Consider the following 18,078-nt stretch of genomic DNA (forward strand, 5'->3'; position numbering starts at 1 on the left):
TGCGCGCCCTCGGGTGATTTGAACGCTGCAACACGAGGCGCCTCCCCGGCTTGCCCCGAACCTTTTGTCATGCTCACTCTCAGAAGAGCGGTTCATGCTTTCTTGAGTGACGGCCTCGCGCCGTGTCTTTCATGCCGGCGCCATAACGAAAGAACCCTCGCCCGGGGGGACGAGGGTTCCATATTCGGCCCGTATCGAAAGTTAGAACCCCCGGCACCATGGGGACTGTGAGGCGCCGAGGGTCTCTGATCGGGGCAGGTGGACCAAGACCCGCCCCGATCAAGCTTGTTCCTTAGCGGAGCAGCGAGAGCACGCCCTGCTGGCTCTGGTTCGCCTGAGCGAGCATCGCGGTCGAGGCCTGCGTCAGGATCTGGTTCTTGGCGAGAGCCGTCGACTCCTCGGAGAAGTCCGCATCCTGAATGCGCGAGGTCGCGTCGGTCAGGTTGGTGATCGTCGAGGTGAGGTTGCTCACAGCCGATTCGAGACGGCTCTGGATCGCACCCATATTGGCACGCGCTGTCGAAACCGCGTCGATCGCCGTGTCGATCGCCGAGAAAGCTGCTGTGCCGCCCGAGAGATCAATAGCGGCAATACCCGTAGTGAGTGAGGCCATTGTGCCGGTTGTGATGTCGACCTGATCCGTGGCGCCGGTGCCGACCTGGATCTTCGTGGCGGTCGCGCTGAACAGATCCACGCCGTTATACTTCATCGCGCCAACCTGCGTGATCTGGGCAGCCAGAGCCGTGCCTTCTGCCTTGATGTTCGCCTTCGAAGCCGTGTCGTTCGTGCCATTGGCCGCCTGAACCGCCAGTTCCTTCATGCGCTGCAGCATATTGGAAACGTCGCCCAGCGCGCCTTCAGCGGTCTGCGCCAGCGAGAGGCCGTCATTGGCGTTGCGGCGAGCGGCAGTAAGACCACGAACCTCGGCAGTCATCTTGGTGGCGATGGCGAGGCCAGCGGCGTCGTCCTTGGCGCTGTTGATGCGCTTGCCCGAGGAGAGGCGCTCCATGGCCTGCGACAGGCCCTTGTTGGCCGTGTTCGAGGCGTTCTGAGCGCGGATGGCAGAGACGTTGGAAGCAATGATCGTCATTTCAAAATCCTTTTCCCGCTTTTCATCTGGGGTCGCTGCCATGCGGCGTTGGCGGCCTCGAAACCCCAGAACGGATCGAGTCGGAAAAGTTTAAGTGCGGCCGAAATTTTTGTTCGGCCGAAGGCGGAATCCGGGACGAGGATTACAAAGACTCGCGCGCCCGCGAGAAAGGGTCGTTTCAGATCGGCAATTATTTGCCGCACCCCGGCAATTGGCCGCCAGACTTAATAGATTGCTAAGCATTTTATACGAAGACTCGCCCCTATCGAAAGGGTCCGGATGCTCGGGGGAGCGAAGGGCCAACCTTGGGGGACTCCACTTCATGTTGCCAGTCGACGTGAGTCTACGTCTGAGCGGCCTTGCGCCTGCGCTTTGCGCGTCGCTCGAAAATGCCTGCTACACCGCACGCAGAATCGACGGCGCGGCGCCGCGCGGTCGCAACGACGTTCGTATCCTGCATATGACGGAGCTCGCCGGGGCCACGCACCGCGATCTGCTGATCGACATACGGGATGGCGAGCCGAGCTTCTCACCCGCCGCCAACGGCCTGCCCGCACGCATTGCCTTCGGGTCGGCTGACTCGACGTTCGGCTTTGCGCTGATCGCGGAGCTCCTGCGGCCCGCTCTGATGCCGGCAGTCGGCGATCAGGCGAGCGCGGCGCTCATGCGGCTTGCTTCGCGAGTCGCGGCAAGCGACGCGACGGTCCTGGTTCAGGGCGAAACCGGGACCGGCAAGGAAGGCATGGCGCGCTTCCTCCACGCAATGAGCAGCCGCGCGGACCGCGACTTCATTGCCGTGAACTGCGCCGCGCTTCCCGAGACGATGATGGAGGCCATGCTCTTCGGCCATAAGAAGGGCAGCTTCACCGGAGCAGCCGCCTCGTCCGACGGTCTTTTCCTCGCCGCGAACGGCGGAACGCTCTTTCTCGATGAAATCACGGAGTTGCCGCTGGCGCTTCAGGCCAAGCTGCTGCGCGCGCTTCAGGAAGGCGAGATTCTGCCAGTCGGCGCGACACATCCCATCCCGGTCGACGTGCGCGTCATCGCGGCAGGCAATCGCGACGTCGCGGTGGAAGCCGAGGCCGGCCGGTTCCGCTCGGATCTTTACTGGCGCCTCAATGTCATGCCGCTGCACCTGCAGCCGCTCGGCGAGCGGCGCGACGACATTCCGGCGATCACAGCATCCTTCCTGCTGCGCCACGCCAAGGGCGCGACGGGCTGCGGTTTTGCGTGGCCGACGAACGATGCTCTGGTCGCTCTGAGTCGCCACAGATGGCCCGGCAACGCGCGCGAACTCGGCAATATTCTCCAGCGTGCGCTGGTGCTGCGCGAAGGCGCGCGGATTACCGCAAGCGATCTCTCGGTTCCGCCCGCGCCGGTTGCCGCCGCTCCGGTTGCCACGGTCTGGACAGCGCCCGTCAGCCTGCATGACATCGCCCGCAACTCCAAGCTCGACGCCATCCGCGCCGCGCTGCGAGATACCGGCGGCCACCGTGCCCACGCGGCACGACTGCTCGGCATCTCCGAGCGGACACTGCGCTATCGCCTCGCCGAGATGCGCGATCTGGCCATGGCGAGCTGAGGGGATAAACGATGGCCGGACTTTCCGTCGATAACGTGCTGGCGCTTCGCCAGAGCATCCTCCAGCGCAACAACGCTCTCAAGGACGTGTCCTCCGCCGCTGCCGGTGCCCCCGGAATGGCAGGCGAGGCACAGGGCGCCGACTTCGTGAAGGCGCTCAAGGGCGCCATAAACGAGGTCAACACGCTGCAGAGCGCCGCAGGTGACGCCGCGACCGCGTTCGAACGCGGAGAGACCGCCGACATCGCGGCCGTGATGCTTGCCAAACAGCAGGCATCCATCGGCTTCGAGACGACCCTTCAGGTCCGCAACAAACTCCTGTCCGCCTACAAGGACATCATGAGCATGCCGGTATAAGCCATGGCAGACAGCACACTCTCCACCCTCGACAGCCAAAGCGCAGTCCGCGCCGGGCTTCCCGCTCTCCCTGGCATGGGAGGGGGGGGAATGGACGCCATGCGCCTGCGCGCCACCGGCTTCCTGCGTCAGCCCGCCGTGCAACGCAGCCTGCCCATGGTCGGCTTGCTCGGCGTAACCGCGCTGGCGGGCCTCGCGTGGCTCGCCCTGCGCGAACCGCCTCAGCGGGATCTCTTCCGGGGTCTTCCAGATGCCGATCAGGCCGCAGTGGCCGACGTGCTCGGCAAAAGCGCCATTGCCTACGACTTCGACAAGGCGACCGGCGCGATCACTGTCTCGGAGGACGATTATTTCAACGCCAAGATGAAGCTGGCCGCTGCCGGCCTGCCTAAGAGCGCGCCCGATGGCGACTCGCTGATCTCGTCCATGCCGATGGGCGCCAGCCGCGCGGTCGAGGGCGAGAAGCTGCGCACCGCGCGCGAGATGGACCTTGCCCGCACGATCGAGGCGATCGACAACGTGGCGCAGGCCCGCGTTCACCTCGCGGTCGAGCCGCCGAGCATCTTCCTTCGCGAGCGGACCAAACCGACCGCCTCGGTCATGCTGCAGCTGGCGGGCGGGCGCTCACTCTCCGATGCTCAGGTCGAGGCTATCGTGCATCTGGTCGCTTCATCCGTGCCGGAAATGGCGCCGGACGGCGTATCGGTCGTCGATCAGAACGGCCGGCTGCTCTCCCAGTCGACGGCTGCAGGCGCGGAAACCGACCGACAGATTCAGGTCCAGAACCGGATCGAGGAGCGCTACCGGCAACAAGTCGTCGCGCTGCTCACGCCTGTGCTGGGCGCGGGGAAATTCTCCACCGAAGTCCATGCCGAGGTCAATTTCGCCGAGCGGCAGGCCACGCGCGAGACCTATCCGCAGGACGAGGCGCGGCTGCGCACCGAGACCGGCAGCTGGAACGCCGATGCGCAAGGCGCAGGCGCCGAAGCGGGTGGCGTCCCTGGTGCTCTCTCGCCCGCTCCGCCAGTCAACCCGGCCAATCCGGGCGCACCGCCGCCGCCTATCAACGCGCAGGCGCCGGCCGAGCCGGCAACACCGGGCACGCCGCCTGTGAAGACGGCCGAGACATTCAACCGCTCGTTCGAACTGGGCCGCGAAGTCTCCGTGACGCGTGATGCGATCGGCACGGTCAAGCGCCTGTCCGTCGCAGTCGCGCTTGATAACGGCGCGGACGGGAAGCCGCGGACGCCGCAGGAAATCGCGGCGCTGGAAGCGCTGGTGAAGGGCGCGGTCGGCTTCGACCAGACGCGCGGCGACATGGTCGCGTTCTCGGCCCGCAAGTTCGTGGACGCGGTCGACCCCGCCGCGAGCCAGCCCTGGTATGAGGCGAGCTGGGTCTCGATGCTGGTGCGCAATGTCTCGGCGCTGCTCGTGACGCTGGTGCTGCTGCTCGGCATCGGGCGTCCGCTGCTCAAGCGCTGGTCCGCCGCAAAAGCCGAGCAGGCCGATGTGGACGTGCAACGCGGCCAGAAGCTGGGCACCGAAATACAGGCCGAGCTGGGCCGGACGGCACTCGTCGACAGCGGCCAGACCGTGACGCTCGACATGATAAGCTCCACCCATGACTACACAGATCGCGCGGCGCTGATCCGCAACTTCGTGAAGCAAGATCCCGACCGTGCGGCGCTCGTCGTTCGCGACCTCCTGAAGGACGGGGCGAAAAACGATGGCTGAGGTCATTGCGCAACCGACGATGAATGGCAGCGCCGCCGCGGCGGTGCTCCTCATGCTCTTCGACGAAGACGAGGCCGCTCAGATCCTCTCGCGCCTGGAACCCGAGGAAGTGCGCCAGCTGGGCTATGCGATGTACGACGTCGCCGACGTGCAGGTCGGCGAAGTCAACATGGCGCTCGATCGCTTCGTGAGCAAAGCCAAAGGCCGCACGACGATCGGCTACGGTGCTGCCCAGCACATCAAGGGCGCAATGCACAAGGCACTCGGGCCGGATCGCGCGGATAACATGCTCGCCAAAATCACGCCGCCCACCCGGTCCAATCAGCTGGCGATGCTGAAATGGATGGAGCCCAAGGAGATCGCGGCCATCATCGAGCAGGAGCACCCGCAGATCATGGCGATCGTGCTCGCGCATCTCGATTCGACGATTGCCGGCACCGTGCTTCAGCTCCTTCCCTCCGAAGTTCAGGACGATGTCGTCTATCGCGTCGCGACGCTGGGACCGGTTAGCACCGAAGCCCTCGACGATCTCGAACAACTCCTCAGCGCCAGCCCGGCCCAAAGCCGGGGCGGCGGAACGACAACGCAGCGCGGCGGCGCCACCGAGGCGGCCGCGATCATGAACAACGTCCGCAAGGATCATGAGCAGCGCATCATCAAGGCGCTGGCGAAGCGCGACCGGGCCGTGGCCCAATCAATCGAGGACGAGATGTTCATCTTCGAGAACCTGCTGCAGGTCGCAGACAAAGACCTCGGCACGCTCATGCGTTCGGTGGACAACGAACGGCTCGTGGTCGCGCTCAAGGGTGCGAGCGAAATGCTGCGCGGCAAGATCCTCGCCTGCATGTCGGCACGCGCCGCGCAGTCGATCCAGGACGAGATGGAAGAGCGCGGCCCGATGCGCCTCGCCGAGGTCATGGAAGCGCAGAAGGTCATCATCGCCGAGGCACGCCGCATGGCGGAGGCCGGAACGATCATGCTCGGCGGCAAGGGCGACGACTATGTCTAGGATCTGGTCGAGCGGCGACATCGCGACGGCCGAGCGCCTCCACAGCTGGGATGAAATGACCGTCGGGGCCAGGCAAAGCCAGAACTTCCGTGCACTCTATGCCGAAGAGCGGCAGGGGCAGGGATGGCACCCCGCAGGCGCCGGACAGTCGGCCCGGAGCGCAATGGATGCCGCCGAGGAGATCGACCCGATCGAGGCAGCGACGCAGGAGGCGTTCGTTCAGGGGTTCCGCGAAGGCGAGCGCGTGACGCGCGAAGCCCTGGAATCGGACGACAGAGCGCGGCTCGAAATCGCCGAAGCGCTGAAGGCCATGGCGCTGACCGGTGAAGGCACGCTGGCGACGTTGCTCTCTCAGGCCGTCATTCGCCTTGTCGGCCAGATCGCCGGCGAAGTTCCCATAGATCAGGCTCTGCTCCAGCAGCGCTGCGCGGCTGTCGCGGCCTGCATCGACGACGACGCTGGCAAGGCAATGCTGGAAGTCAGTCCAGAAGACATCGCTCTCATCGACGATGGCGCGCTTGGCGTCGCCCTGACGCCCAACCCGGCGCTGCCCCGTGGCTCGGTACGCCTCGCCACACCGGACGGCTGGGTGGAGGATGGCCCGGATGTCCGCCTTTCCCGGCTGAAGGCCCTCATGGACGACATGGAGGGCCGGGCGTGATCGCCGCGCAACTGGATCAGGCCGAGCGGCTGCTCAACCATATGGCAGTGACCAACCGGGGGCCACGTCATGTCGGGCGTCTGGTCGGCCATGATGCCGGGATGCTGGAAGTGACCGGCTTCAATCGACCAATTGGTGCCGGCGCGCGCATCCGCGACGCGGCGGGACATCATGTCCGTGCGGAGGTGGTCGGTTTCCGGGGTAGCCGGGCGATCCTCGTGCCGCTCGATCAGGATGCCCCGCTGGAAAACGGCGCACGCGTCGAGCCGGACAGCGCGGCGAACATGGTGCAGGTGGGCGACGCGCTGATCGGGCGCGTCATCGATGCGATGGGCCAGCCACTCGACCGCAAGGGGCCGATCCTCGCCAATGGCCAGTGGCCGCTGAACGGGGTACGCGGCAACGTGCTGGATCGCGGACGGGTGCTCGACCGCTTCGATCTCGGCGTGCGCGCAGTGAACGCGCTGCTGACTGCAGGCTGCGGCCAGCGTATTGCGATCATCGCGGGATCGGGCGTCGGCAAGTCCGTGCTAATGGGGCAGATGATCCAGGGCGCGGAGGCGGACATTGTGGTGGCGGGCCTCATTGGCGAGCGCGGCCGCGAAGTGAACGACTTCCTCGAAACCAAGCTCAAGGGCGCGATGCATAGAAGCATCGTCGTTGCCGTTCCCGCCGATCACCCGCCGGTCCTGCGCCTGCGAGCAGCGGCTCGCGCGACGGCGATCGCGGAGTATTTTCGGGCGCGCGGCAAGAAGGTGCTGCTCCTCCTCGACAGCCTCACCCGCTGCGCTCACGCCCAGCGCGAGATCGGCCTTTCGCTCGGCGAGCCGCCGGCCATGAAGGGCTATCCACCCTCTGCGCTCGCGCTCATTCCCCGTCTGGTCGAGCGCGCTGGGGTCGACAGTCGGTCGGGCGGATCGATCACCGCGATCTACACCGTGCTGGCGGATGGCGATGACAATGACGACCCGATCGTGGACACTGCGCGCGCGATCGTGGACGGCCATTTCGTTCTCTCGCGCCAGCTCTCCGAACAGAGCATTTTTCCCGCGATCGACATTGGCCGGTCGCTCAGCCGCGTGATGGCCGATATCGTGAGCGACGAGCACATGGCGGCTGCGGCCAATTATCGTCGGCTCTGGGCAGCCTATGAGGAAAATCGCGACCTCATCCTGATGGGCGCGTATCGTCCGGGCAACGACGCGACAATCGACGAGGCCGTGGAACGCCGCGCCGCCCTGCTCGACTTCCTGCGTCAGAACGCGAAGAGCCGGATCGATGCGGACAGCAGCACCGCCGCGCTCGTCGCGGAATTCGCGCCGGGAGTCTATGCATGAGCCGGCTCGTCTCCAGCCGCAAGCGCCTCCTGCGCGTCCGCCACGTCCAGCATAGTCAGGCAGTGGCAGAGGTGATGCGCGCGCGAGACGAGGTCAGTCAGCTCTCCCACAATGCGGATCGAATCTCGCGCGTGCGGGCCGAACTCTTCGAGACCGCCGAACATACGACCGGCGCAGCCTTTGCGGCGCAGCGCGAACTCGCGACGCGGCTGGAGCGGGCCGGACGCCAGATCGACGGCGCCATCTATGACGCACGCCGCCGCGTGGACGAAACCGACGCCCGCCGCCTCCACGCGGACCGGGACCGCGAAGTGGCGGAGCGCCTCACCGAACAGGCCAAGGCCGCCCGCGAAGCCGCCGCCGAGGCCCGTCTTTCAGCCATTCCACGATACCGCCGCATGCAGAGCAAGGAAACCAGCGCATGACAGTGATTTCCACCATGCCATCCACGTCTGGCGCCAAAGCCTCTTCCAAAGGCGGAGCCTCGCTCGATCCGTTGACCGGAATATTGTCCAGCGAGGCGGGCGTGGCTGGCGCCGGTGACTTCGCAGCTCTCATCGGCGATCTCACGGGCGAGACAGATGTAAGGGAGAAGGCGGACGGCACTCTGGAAACCCATACGCCCGAACTTAGGGTAGATGGAGCGCTGGCGGGCATCGCTGGATTCGTAGCGGCCCAGGTCCCTGCGCCGATAGGTGTGCAGGATGCCGGTTCGCAGAGCTCGGATGCCGTCGGCTTGGTCGAAGAGGGTCCCGCCCTGTCGCCAGCCCGTGCGGCTCGCGCATCGACGATCGTGCTCAGCGAGGACTATGCGGATGCCGCGCGGCGCGCTTTGACCGGCACCGGGACGGACCAGGCGGGCGAAGCCAAACCGGCGATGGCAGGCAATGCCGCAACATCGGAGGACGAAGCCCTGAAGAGCGCCGTGGCAGCTCTCACCGTCCCGGAGGTAGCTCCGCGCACCGCGCATCGCGCGAACGGCGGGGCATCGGCGCAAGGCGGGTCTGGCGCTCAGGGGACTGGCGGAGCGAACACCAATCTTCTGTCCACTCTCGCGGACGCCGCCAGAAACGATAACAGCCGGCAGGGCGCCGGTGAAGGAAAGCAGGACGGGGAACGTCGCTTCGCACCGGGCGCACCGGCCGGGATCGGTCAGGCATTGAGCGACATCGTGGGATCGCTGCCGCCGATCGTGCAGACACAGATCGGCCTGCCGGGCGCCAGCGCAATTGCTGTCGTCCAGCAAGCCAGCGCAGCACAAGCCCTTGATGCGCAGGTGATCGACATGGGCGTTTCCGGCCAGTGGATCGACCGCATGGCGCAGGAAATCAGTACGCTGGCTGAGGGAGCGGGCCATAGCCGCTTCACGCTTATGCCGCCGCATCTGGGACGGATCGAGATCAGCCTCAGCCAGAGCGAACTCAGCACCGCCGTGCATTTCGCAACGGAGACGGACGAGGCAGCAGAGCGCATCCGTGCCGCGCAGGGCAACCTGCAGGCTGATGCCCGACTTTCCGCGCTCTCGATCGGCTCGATCACGGTCGAGAAAAGCCAGCAGAGCTTTGATCAGGCGACGCGAGACGGTGGCGCCGGGACCGGGCAACCCCGTCAGGGTGCGGACGGTGGCGCACAAGCCGGTGCGCAATCGCAATCGGGCGGACAGGGCGGGCTGGGACGCGAGAGTAAAACTTCAGCGCGCCGTGACGTTAATCATCTTTCAGAAGCGCCCGAACAAGCCCGCCGCGCAGCGTCGGTGGCCAATCCCGGCGTCCGTTTTGCCTAAGGGGACCGAATAATGAGCGATGCCGGCGAGGCACCCGCCAAAAAAGGCGGCAAGAAAAAGCTGATCATGATCGTCGGCGCGGTCGTGCTGCTCGGCGGGGGCGGCGCTGCCGGCGGCTTCTATGTGGCGGGATCGCTCAACCACGGCAAGGCGGGGCCAATCGAAGACCCCAATAAGCCGCAACTCGTCCTCAAGGGTGAAAACCCCGAGGAAATCGGGGCGAAATGGGAAGCCAAGGCCAAAGAAGCGGAAAGCGCCGGCGAGCATTTCGGCGAGCCGGGCCATGGCAAGGGCATGGACCTGCCGCGCCCAAGCAACCTGACGGGCTATCAGGCCACCTATTTCCAGATTCCCGCGCCGTTCACATCCAACATGTCGGATAGCGAAGCCTTCGCGCAAATCTCCGTCGCGGTCTCAACCTATTACGACAATCGCGTGATTCAGGCGGTGCAAACACATGAACTCGCGATTCGCTCGGCGATCCTCATGATGCTCGCCCAGGAGCAGGAAATCGATCTTTCTACACCCCAAGGCAAAGAAAGATTGCAGGGGAAAATGCTTAAAATTGTGAATGATACGCTCAAATCGAAAACCGGCTACGGCGGCATCGATAACGTTTATTTTACCAATTTCGTTATTCAGTAGCGCCGTGTCCGACGGGGGTCGGACGGGGACCCAAGGCGATGACTGAAGCACAACCCTATGCATTCGGGCGGACAAGCGCGCAGCCGTCCGCCATGCTCGGCGCGATGGAGAAGCTGGGCGACCGGCTGGCCCGCAAACTGCGCGGGATCATCGAGCCCTATAGCGGTGTGCGGCCAAGCATAACGCCCCGCCCCATCGACAAGACGATCTTCATGATGTGGGACGCCTGCGTCCCCAATCTCACCAGCCTCTCCCTCTACCGTCTCCACCCCATCCGGGGCACGACCACGCTGCGGATCGATGCCGCGCTCGTATCGCTGCTGGTCGACCGCTTCTACGGAGGCACGGGCCATCGTCACGGTGTCGAGCGCAAGGAGTTCACGCCGACCGAGAACCGCGTCATCACGCGCCTCTCCGCCCAGATCATGGGCGCACTGGCAGAGACCGCCGCCGATCTCGTGCCGCTCGAGGCGCATCTCATGGCGCGTGAGGCCAATGTCACGCAGGCGGACATCATGGCCGGCGAGAGCGACGTGCTGTGTCAGGCGTTCGACATCGACCTGGGCGAGAAGGAAAAATATGTCGTCGAGTTCGTCTATCCGCTGGATGGCCTGAACGCCGTGGAGCCGCTGGGCAATGCCCGGTCGGCCGACACGACCCGCGCTGCCGACCCTGTGTGGCAGACGCATCTGGCCCGGCGGATGGAGGACGTGCATCTGCCGGCCAAGACCATCCTGGCACGACCCAATATCAAAATGTCCGAACTGGTCGCCCTTCAGCCTGGCGACGTTATTCCCATTCACATTGCGCGGCATCTGCCCCTGCTCATCGGCGATCGGGTGTTCGCCCATGGCAGCATCGGCGAGCAGGATGGCCGCGCCGCCTTCATGATCGAGAAACTGGCCTGAGCGGCCCAGCAGCGAGAACCGACAATGAGTGACATGAGCGAAGCCCCGAAGCTGGAAAAAGCCCAGACCGCACCGGCAACCGGCCGCAATTTCCAGCTTCTCGCGGACATTCCCGTTCGCATGTCCGTGGAGGTGGGATCGACGCAGCTCAAGCTCTCACAGGTCATGGATCTGGCCGAGGGCAGCGTCGTCGAGCTCGACCGGCAAGCGGACGAACTTCTCGACATCATGGTCAACGGCACGCTCGTCGCGCGCGGCGAAGTGGTCACCGTCAACGGCCGCTACGGCATCCGCGTCGTGGAGATCGCATCGGCGGAAGCGCGGATGGCCGGCATCGAACGGCGCGCCTGACCAGAACTCATAAAGACAGGTCGCATCTATGGTCTGGTACTTCCTCAAGCTTCTCATCCTGTTGCCCATGGTCGGCGGCATGGCCTTCGGCGCGCTGTGGCTGTGGCGCAAATATCAGCCCGGCATGATCGCAGGGCAGAGCAATCGCGCAGTCAAACTGATCGATGCCTTGCCGATGGGCACCTTCGGTAAGCTCGCCGTCGTCGAGTTCGAGGGGGAGCGCATCCTGCTCTCCGTCACGCGCGGCCGGATCGAGACGCTCGCATCAAGCAAGACGATCCATGACTAAGCCTTTTCGCGCCCTGATCGCGCTGGCGGCGTTTAGCGCGAGCCTGCTTGCCGCCGCTCCGGCGAGCGCGCAGGCCCAGCAGGCGCCCGCGGCGACGCAGGCGGCGACGGCAGCACCCGCCGCGCAGGCAGCGCCACCGGCCGCCCCGGCAACCGGCGCGGTGAGCAGCTCCGGCGCGCTCACGCGTGCGCTCGATCAGGTCTCGGGCGACGGGCGCCCGCTTGCGCTCAGCCTCCAGATCCTCGTCCTGATGAGCCTGCTGACGGTGCTGCCGTCGCTGGTGCTCATGATGACCAGCTTCACGCGCATCATCATCGTGCTCTCGCTGCTGAGGCAAGCGCTCGGCCTGCAGCAGACGCCGCCCAATCAGGTGCTGGTCGGCCTCGCGCTGTTTCTCTCCATGTTCGTGATGCGCCCGGCGATCGACCAGATCTCCGCCAGCGCCTACACGCCCTATGGCGCGGGCCAGATCAGCATCGAGGAGGCGATCAGCCGCTCGGCCACGGTGTTCCATGGCTTTATGTCCAAGCAGACCCGGCAGAGCGACCTCGCGCTCTTTCAGGGCCTAGCCAAGGCGCCGGCGTTCCGGTCGCCTAATGACATTCCCTTTTCCATCCTCCTCCCCGCCTTCGTGACGAGCGAGCTCAAGACCGCCTTCCAGATCGGCTTCATGATCTTCCTGCCCTTCCTCATCATCGATCTCGTCGTCGCCTCGACACTGATGGCGCTGGGCATGATGATGCTCTCTCCCACGATCATCTCCATGCCGTTCAAGCTGTTGCTCTTCGTGCTGGTGGATGGCTGGGCGCTGACCATGGGCAGCCTCGCGGGATCCTTCGCGACATGACGCGGGAGCCAGCCCATCATGGATAACGCGGATTTCTTCGTCGGTCTGGCGCAGCAGGCGCTGTGGGTCGCCGCGCTCGCGACCGCGCCGATCCTCATCCCCGCGCTCGTGGCCGGCGTGCTCATCGGCATGATCCAGGCGGCGACCTCGATCAACGAGGCAACCCTCAGCTTCGTGCCGAAGCTCATCATCGTCGGCGCGACGCTTGCCATCTTCGGCGCATCGATCCTGATGCTGATCGCTGACTTCACGCGTGAAGTGTTCGAGCGGATACCGGACCTGCTCATATGAAGCCGGCCGTCCTGACAAGCGCCCGCACATGATCGCACCCGGCTTCGCGGGGGTCGAGGCGCAGCTCTGGATCTGGCTTATCGCCATGATCCGCCCCGGCGCGGCCTTCCTCGCAGCACCCATTTTCGGCGCGGCAGCAGTGCCCATGCAGCTGCGGATCATCCTCAGCCTCGCCATCGGCATGGCCGCCCTCAACAGCGTGCACATCACCTTGCCACCGGACGGCGTCGCCAGCATCGCGGGCGTGGCGCTGGTGGGCGGCGAAGTGCTGGCCGGCCTCGCGCTCGGTTTCGCGCTGCAGATCGGCTACGCGGCGGCCTTCATCGGCGGTGAGACGATCGCCAATGCGATGGGCCTCGGCTTTTCCTCCATGGTCGATCCGCAATCGGGCCAGTCCACACCGGTCGTCGGCCAGTTCCTGTCGATCGTCGCGACCTTCCTGCTGCTCGCAATGGACGGGCACCTGATGCTCATCCGCTATATCGTCGCCAGCTATCAGGCACTGCCCCCCGGCGGCGGCCTGATGCCGGCCAGCGCCTTTCAGGCCATCGTCGATTTCGGCGGCGCGATGTTCGGCGCGGGCGTGACGATCGCGCTTCCCGTCGCCTTCACTCTCATCCTCGTACAGATCGTGATGGCGATGCTGGCGCGTTCCGCACCCTCGCTCAATCTGTTCGCCGTGGGCCTGCCCGCGACGCTGCTCGCCGGCCTCGTGCTCCTTGCCATCGCCGCGCCCGCCATGGCCGATGCCATCCACGCCTCACTCAACGCCAGTCTCGATCTAGCGGCGCAACTGGCAGGGGGCTGAGCCATGGCGCAGGAAAGCCCCGCCGGCGGCGAAAAGACCGAAAAGCCGACAGCCAAGCGGCTCTCCGAAGCCGCCGAAAAGGGCGACATCCTTCAATCCCGCGAACTCGCGACGGCAATGGTGGTCATGGCGGGCATTGCCTGCCTCGCCATCACTGGCCCCTCTTTCATGAGCGCGCTGCGGCAAATGCTAATCGACGGCCTGCGCGTCGACATGGGCGACATCGACTCATTCGAGCCGGGCCAGCGCGCGCTCCATCTCATCGGCGTCGTTGCGCTGCCGGTGGCGATCATCCTTATCGCCACGCTCGCCGCCGCGATCGCCGCGCCCGCTATGCTCGGTTCGCTGGGCTTCAGGCCGGGAGCATTCGCACCCAAGCCAGCCAAGCTGAACCCCACCGCCGGCCTCAAGCGCATCTTCGGGCCGAACGGGCTTATCGAACTGGTGAAGTCGCTCGCCAAGGTGGGCCTCATCGGCACGATCGGTTTCTATCTCATCTGGGGCCAGCTTCCCACGATCAGCGCCATCGGCAAGACAGGCATCGCTCCGGCCATGGCGCAGCTCGGCTCCATCTTCACGCTCGTCGCGCTAGTCATGGCGGGCAGCCTCTTCCTGATCGCCGGGATCGACGTGCCGGCACAGATCATCCAGCGCACCCGGCGTCTCAACATGACGAAGCAGGAAATCAAGGAAGAGCACAAACAAACGGAGGGATCGCCCGAAGCCAAGGGCGCGATGCGCCAGAGACAAATGGCCGCCGCCAGCGGGTCAGTGCGCAAGGCGGTCGAGGAAGCATCGGTGATCCTCACCAACCCGACGCACTTCGCCATCGCGCTGCGTTATCAGGCCGGTCGCGACGCTGCGCCTATCGTACTCGCCCGAGGCGCCGACGAAATCGCCGCAGTGATGCGCGCCGCCGCCGTAGAGAAGAGCGTGCCGATGCTGCAATATCCCGAGCTGACCCGCGCCATCTACTACACCTCACGCGCCGGGGAGATGATCGACGAACAGCTCTTCGTCGCCGTCGCCACCATCCTCGCATTCGTCTTCCGGCTCGAAAGCCGCATGGCCAGCGAAATGGACCGGCCGCACATCGACCTTCCCCTCGCGATGCACTTCGACGCCGATGGCCAAAACATCGTGAATTAAAGCTTAGGCGCTTCCATCCGTTCTTTGTTCACAGGGGACGTCTAATGGTGGTGTGCCATGAACCAACCTGTAACCCGGACTGAGTCAGTTGCCCCGGTAGCGAAAGTGCAGGCGCGCAGCGTGAACGCCGTGCCTGCAGCGGCAGCAGCCGGGTCGGGCGACAATGCAGGCTCAAGTGCGGCGCCCGAACGGCCTACCGCGACGGCGAACTATGCTCGCATCCAGGCCGACATCGCACAGGCGCTGAAGGCCGTGCAGGATCGGCAGCCGGCGCCTTCCAATGACGATCTTGGCAATGCCGAGCGCGCCATGCTCGACCTCATGCCGACGCCCGTCGTCGTGCTGCCCATGCCACCCACGGATCCCGACATGGTCGCATTTGTCGCGCAGGTCGCGCAGTCGCTCGCTCAGCAGGCCGTCCGCACCCATGCGGCGCAGGCCCGTATCGCGGCCAGCACGATCGACGCCCTCGTCGCCTGACAGCGGCAAAAAATGAACTCGCATTCCGGATTTCGCTAAAAGCCGACGACCGCCAGCCGTTCTAACCCCTCGAAGGGGAACGCCAGAATGGCCGTCGATATAGCAAGCGCGCTGGGCATGGGCACCGGCATCAACACCACCGAGCTGGTCGCCAGCCTGGTCTCTGCCGCCCGTGCGCCCAAGCAGAACGCCATCAGCGACCGCGTCTCCACCAACGAGGCGCGCATCTCGGCACTGGCCTCGGCCAAAAGCTCGCTTTCGACCTTCTCAACCGCGCTCACCGACTTGCTCAAATCCAGCGCTTATTCCGGGCAAGCAGCCTCCAGCGACGCGACTATTGCCACAGTCGCAACCATTCCCGGTGGCACGCCCAAGGGTCTGCCCGCGCAGATCGAGATCCTCCAGCTGGCGAGCGCGCAGGTGCTGCAGTCTGCCGCCCTGACCGACTCCGCCGCAACGGCGGGAACCGGCACGCTCACCATCACCACCGGGTCGACCAGCGTCGACGTGACGCTCACCAGCCCGGCCAACACGCTGGCCGACCTCGCCAGCGCGATTAACGGTGTCAATGCGGGCGTCACTGCCACGGTCGTCTCGGACAAGAACGGCGCCCGGCTCGTGCTCAAGGGCGCAAGCGGCCAGGACAGCGCCTTCACGATCACCGCCGGGGCGGACGCCGACGCGGACCTCGCACGCTTCGCCTTCGACGGAACGTCCGGGCCAATGACGCGCAGCCAGACGGCACAGGATGCGCTGATTCGCATCGACAATGTCGACATGCAGTTCGCCTCGAACACGGTGACCGGCGCGATCCCCAATCTGCGCATCGACCTCAATCGTGCGGCGCCCGGCACCATCGTGACGCTGGCGACGACGCAGCCGACAACAACCATGCGCGATCTCGTGCAGGAATTTGTCTCGGCCTATAACGAGCTGAAGAAAGCACTGAACAGCGCCACCGCCACCGGGACCAACGGCGTGGGCGGCGGCGCACTCTCCTCCGATCCGGGCGTGCGCGACATGTCCCGCCGCCTGGCCGCCCTCACCAGCACGCCGCTGGCCGAATCGGGTGCCTTCCGTACGCTCAGCGACATCGGCGTGACCACGAACCGCGACGGCACGCTCACGCTCAATACGACGGTGCTCGACAAGGCAATCGCAGCCGACCCGGCAGCAGTGACCGCGATGCTGAACCCGACCGTGGCGGACGCAGACAATCCCGGTATCGCGGGCGCGCTCAAATCCGTGACCGACTATCTGAACGGCACGGACGGCCCGCTCGCGGCATCGGCGGCAAGCTACGACAAGCTCAAGGCCAGCCTGAAGAAGCAGCTCGAAGCGCTCGACACGAGCATGGAGAGCTATGAAGCGCAGCTCACCAAGACCTACTCCGCCATGCAGGCGCGACTGACGCAGCTCCAGAGCGTGCGGTCCTACATGGAGCAGCAGATCAAGGTGTGGAGCAGCGACAACAGATAAACGAACAAGGGGACGCAGACCGATGTTTTCGAGCCAGGGCTATGCCAGCGCCGCCCGGCGCTATGCAGCGATCGACACCAGCAGCCGCGTGGAAGGGGCCACCCCTCACCAGCTCGTGCGCATCCTCTTCGAGGAGCTGCTGCGCGCCATGGACAGCGCCACCCTCGCGCTCAAGGGCGGGGACATGGCGAAAGCGACCGAGCGGCAGACGCGCGCGCTCACCATTCTTCACGCGCTCGAATCCAGCCTTGACTTCGAGAAGGGCGGCGAGATCGCCCTTAGCCTCGCCACCATCTATCGCGAATCGCGCCGCCGCATGATTCGCGCCATTGGCGAGAAAGACGCCGCGCCGATGGAAAGCGCCCGCGCCTTCATCGCGGACATTGCCAGCGCCTGGGACCAGATCGCCTAGACAGATACGTTGATTTGCAGGCTGGCGGGGGCAGACGATCCGCGCTAGCCGGGCGTGATGGACCCTACACCGCCGACGACGATCGATACCGCCGTTTCCATGCCAGCCGGGCTTGGCGAAGGCTGGCGCGCCGCGCTCTCCGGTGAGTTCGGCGCCCCCTATATGGCATCGCTCAAGCGCTTCCTCATGGAGGAGAAGCAGAGCGGCAAGCGCATCTTTCCGCGCGGGGAGAACTGGTTTGCCGCGCTCGCCCTGACTCCGCTGGAAAGCGTGCGGGTCGTGATTCTGGGGCAAGACCCGTATCATGGGCCGGGGCAGGCGCATGGCCTGTGCTTTAGCGTGCCACCCGGCGTGCGGCCACCCCCGAGCCTCGGCAACATCTACAAAGAACTGCAGAGCGACCTCGGCCTTACCATTCCCCGCCATGGCTTCCTGGAAAGCTGGGCAAAGCAGGGCGTACTGCTGCTCAACAGCGTGCTGACCGTGGAGATGGCGCGCGCCGCCTCCCATCAGGGGCGCGGATGGGAGCGCTTCACCGATGCCGTCATCACCGCCGTCGCGCGGCAGGAAGCGCCGGTCGCCTTTCTGCTCTGGGGTGCTTATGCGCAACGCAAGGGTGCCTTCATCGAGGACATATCAAAAGGCGGGAGGCATCTGGTGCTGAAGGCCGCGCATCCCTCCCCCCTCTCGGCGCATAACGGCTTTCTGGGCTGCCGGCATTTCTCACAGGCGAACAATTTCCTGCGCAATGCGGGCCGCGGCGAGATTGACTGGAGCCTCCCCGCACAAATTGAAGCATAAGCGCGCGCGCCCTTCCCCGCGCCGCCGAAAGTCGGCAGAAGGCGGGCAACAATCTTTCCTCGGGGA

General features: G+C 65.4%; 21 protein-coding genes. 20 read left to right on the top strand and 1 reads right to left on the bottom strand.

Annotated elements, in window-relative coordinates:
* Positions 1–292: 292 nt before the first annotated feature.
* On the bottom strand, positions 293–1,090 hold the full coding sequence (locus ACNAOH_RS06955) for a flagellin N-terminal helical domain-containing protein (protein ID WP_443969471.1): 798 nt from the start codon (positions 1,088–1,090) through the stop codon (positions 293–295).
* 322 nt (positions 1,091–1,412) lie between these two features.
* Between ACNAOH_RS06955 and ACNAOH_RS06960 the strand changes: the two genes are divergently transcribed.
* The 20 genes from ACNAOH_RS06960 (at position 1,413) to ung (ending at position 18,012) form a co-directional block, all read left to right on the top strand.
* A complete protein-coding gene (locus ACNAOH_RS06960; protein ID WP_443969472.1) occupies positions 1,413–2,672 on the top strand; it encodes a sigma-54 interaction domain-containing protein in 1,260 nt (419 codons plus the stop codon).
* Positions 2,673–2,683: 11 nt separating this feature from the next.
* Positions 2,684–3,028, top strand: a complete 345-nt coding sequence (fliE, locus tag ACNAOH_RS06965; RefSeq protein ID WP_443969473.1) for a flagellar hook-basal body complex protein FliE — start codon at positions 2,684–2,686, stop codon at positions 3,026–3,028.
* A gap of 3 nt (positions 3,029–3,031) precedes the next feature.
* Positions 3,032–4,762: a flagellar basal-body MS-ring/collar protein FliF gene (gene fliF / locus ACNAOH_RS06970; RefSeq protein WP_443969474.1), complete on the top strand. Its 1,731-nt coding sequence runs from the start codon at positions 3,032–3,034 to the stop codon at positions 4,760–4,762.
* Complete coding sequence (fliG, locus tag ACNAOH_RS06975; RefSeq protein WP_443969475.1) at positions 4,755–5,771, top strand: flagellar motor switch protein FliG; 1,017 nt, start codon at positions 4,755–4,757, stop codon at positions 5,769–5,771. The genes fliF and fliG overlap by 8 nt, the downstream gene beginning before the upstream one ends.
* Positions 5,764–6,432 carry a FliH/SctL family protein gene (locus ACNAOH_RS06980; protein ID WP_443969476.1) on the top strand — a complete coding sequence of 223 codons (669 nt, stop codon included), beginning with the start codon at positions 5,764–5,766 and terminating at the stop codon, positions 6,430–6,432. Before fliG ends, ACNAOH_RS06980 begins: the two co-directional genes overlap by 8 nt.
* The gene (locus ACNAOH_RS06985) at positions 6,429–7,769 is read left to right on the top strand and encodes a FliI/YscN family ATPase (RefSeq protein WP_443969477.1); all 1,341 of its coding nucleotides are present in this window, start codon (positions 6,429–6,431) and stop codon (positions 7,767–7,769) included. The genes ACNAOH_RS06980 and ACNAOH_RS06985 overlap by 4 nt, the downstream gene beginning before the upstream one ends.
* A complete protein-coding gene (locus ACNAOH_RS06990) occupies positions 7,766–8,194 on the top strand; it encodes a hypothetical protein (protein ID WP_443969478.1) in 429 nt (142 codons plus the stop codon). The genes ACNAOH_RS06985 and ACNAOH_RS06990 overlap by 4 nt, the downstream gene beginning before the upstream one ends.
* A complete protein-coding gene (locus ACNAOH_RS06995) occupies positions 8,191–9,552 on the top strand; it encodes a flagellar hook-length control protein FliK (protein WP_443969479.1) in 1,362 nt (453 codons plus the stop codon). Before ACNAOH_RS06990 ends, ACNAOH_RS06995 begins: the two co-directional genes overlap by 4 nt.
* Positions 9,553–9,564: 12 nt before the next feature.
* On the top strand, positions 9,565–10,197 hold the full coding sequence (locus ACNAOH_RS07000; protein WP_443969480.1) for a flagellar basal body-associated FliL family protein: 633 nt from the start codon (positions 9,565–9,567) through the stop codon (positions 10,195–10,197).
* A gap of 38 nt (positions 10,198–10,235) precedes the next feature.
* Positions 10,236–11,105 carry a flagellar motor switch protein FliM gene (locus tag ACNAOH_RS07005; RefSeq protein ID WP_443969481.1) on the top strand — a complete coding sequence of 290 codons (870 nt, stop codon included), beginning with the start codon at positions 10,236–10,238 and terminating at the stop codon, positions 11,103–11,105.
* Between the two features lie 24 nt (positions 11,106–11,129).
* Positions 11,130–11,456 (top strand): flagellar motor switch protein FliN, encoded by a 327-nt coding sequence (fliN, locus tag ACNAOH_RS07010; RefSeq protein ID WP_443969482.1) that lies wholly within the window; start codon positions 11,130–11,132, stop codon positions 11,454–11,456.
* Between the two features lie 28 nt (positions 11,457–11,484).
* Positions 11,485–11,745 carry a FliO/MopB family protein gene (locus ACNAOH_RS07015; protein WP_443969483.1) on the top strand — a complete coding sequence of 87 codons (261 nt, stop codon included), beginning with the start codon at positions 11,485–11,487 and terminating at the stop codon, positions 11,743–11,745.
* Positions 11,738–12,592, top strand: coding sequence for a flagellar type III secretion system pore protein FliP (gene fliP / locus ACNAOH_RS07020; RefSeq protein WP_443969484.1), 855 nt, complete (start codon positions 11,738–11,740; stop codon positions 12,590–12,592). The genes ACNAOH_RS07015 and fliP overlap by 8 nt, the downstream gene beginning before the upstream one ends.
* Positions 12,593–12,610: 18 nt before the next feature.
* Positions 12,611–12,883 carry a flagellar biosynthesis protein FliQ gene (fliQ, locus tag ACNAOH_RS07025; protein ID WP_443969485.1) on the top strand — a complete coding sequence of 91 codons (273 nt, stop codon included), beginning with the start codon at positions 12,611–12,613 and terminating at the stop codon, positions 12,881–12,883.
* Positions 12,884–12,911: 28 nt separating this feature from the next.
* Complete coding sequence (gene fliR, locus ACNAOH_RS07030) at positions 12,912–13,691, top strand: flagellar biosynthetic protein FliR (RefSeq protein WP_443969486.1); 780 nt, start codon at positions 12,912–12,914, stop codon at positions 13,689–13,691.
* A 3-nt stretch (positions 13,692–13,694) separates the two neighbouring features.
* Complete coding sequence (locus ACNAOH_RS07035) at positions 13,695–14,840, top strand: EscU/YscU/HrcU family type III secretion system export apparatus switch protein (protein WP_443969487.1); 1,146 nt, start codon at positions 13,695–13,697, stop codon at positions 14,838–14,840.
* Positions 14,841–14,897: 57 nt separating this feature from the next.
* Entirely contained in the window at positions 14,898–15,320 is a 423-nt protein-coding gene (locus tag ACNAOH_RS07040; protein ID WP_443969488.1) for a hypothetical protein, read from the top strand.
* 87 nt (positions 15,321–15,407) lie between these two features.
* Entirely contained in the window at positions 15,408–16,799 is a 1,392-nt protein-coding gene (gene fliD, locus ACNAOH_RS07045) for a flagellar filament capping protein FliD (RefSeq protein ID WP_443969489.1), read from the top strand.
* Positions 16,800–16,821: 22 nt separating this feature from the next.
* On the top strand, positions 16,822–17,211 hold the full coding sequence (fliS, locus tag ACNAOH_RS07050) for a flagellar export chaperone FliS (protein ID WP_443969490.1): 390 nt from the start codon (positions 16,822–16,824) through the stop codon (positions 17,209–17,211).
* Between the two features lie 57 nt (positions 17,212–17,268).
* A complete protein-coding gene (gene ung / locus ACNAOH_RS07055; RefSeq protein WP_443969491.1) occupies positions 17,269–18,012 on the top strand; it encodes a uracil-DNA glycosylase in 744 nt (247 codons plus the stop codon).
* Positions 18,013–18,078: the final 66 nt, after the last annotated feature.

This window comes from Sphingobium sp. CR28 (assembly GCF_052327305.1).
In the GTDB taxonomy this organism is placed as follows: domain Bacteria; phylum Pseudomonadota; class Alphaproteobacteria; order Sphingomonadales; family Sphingomonadaceae; genus Sphingobium.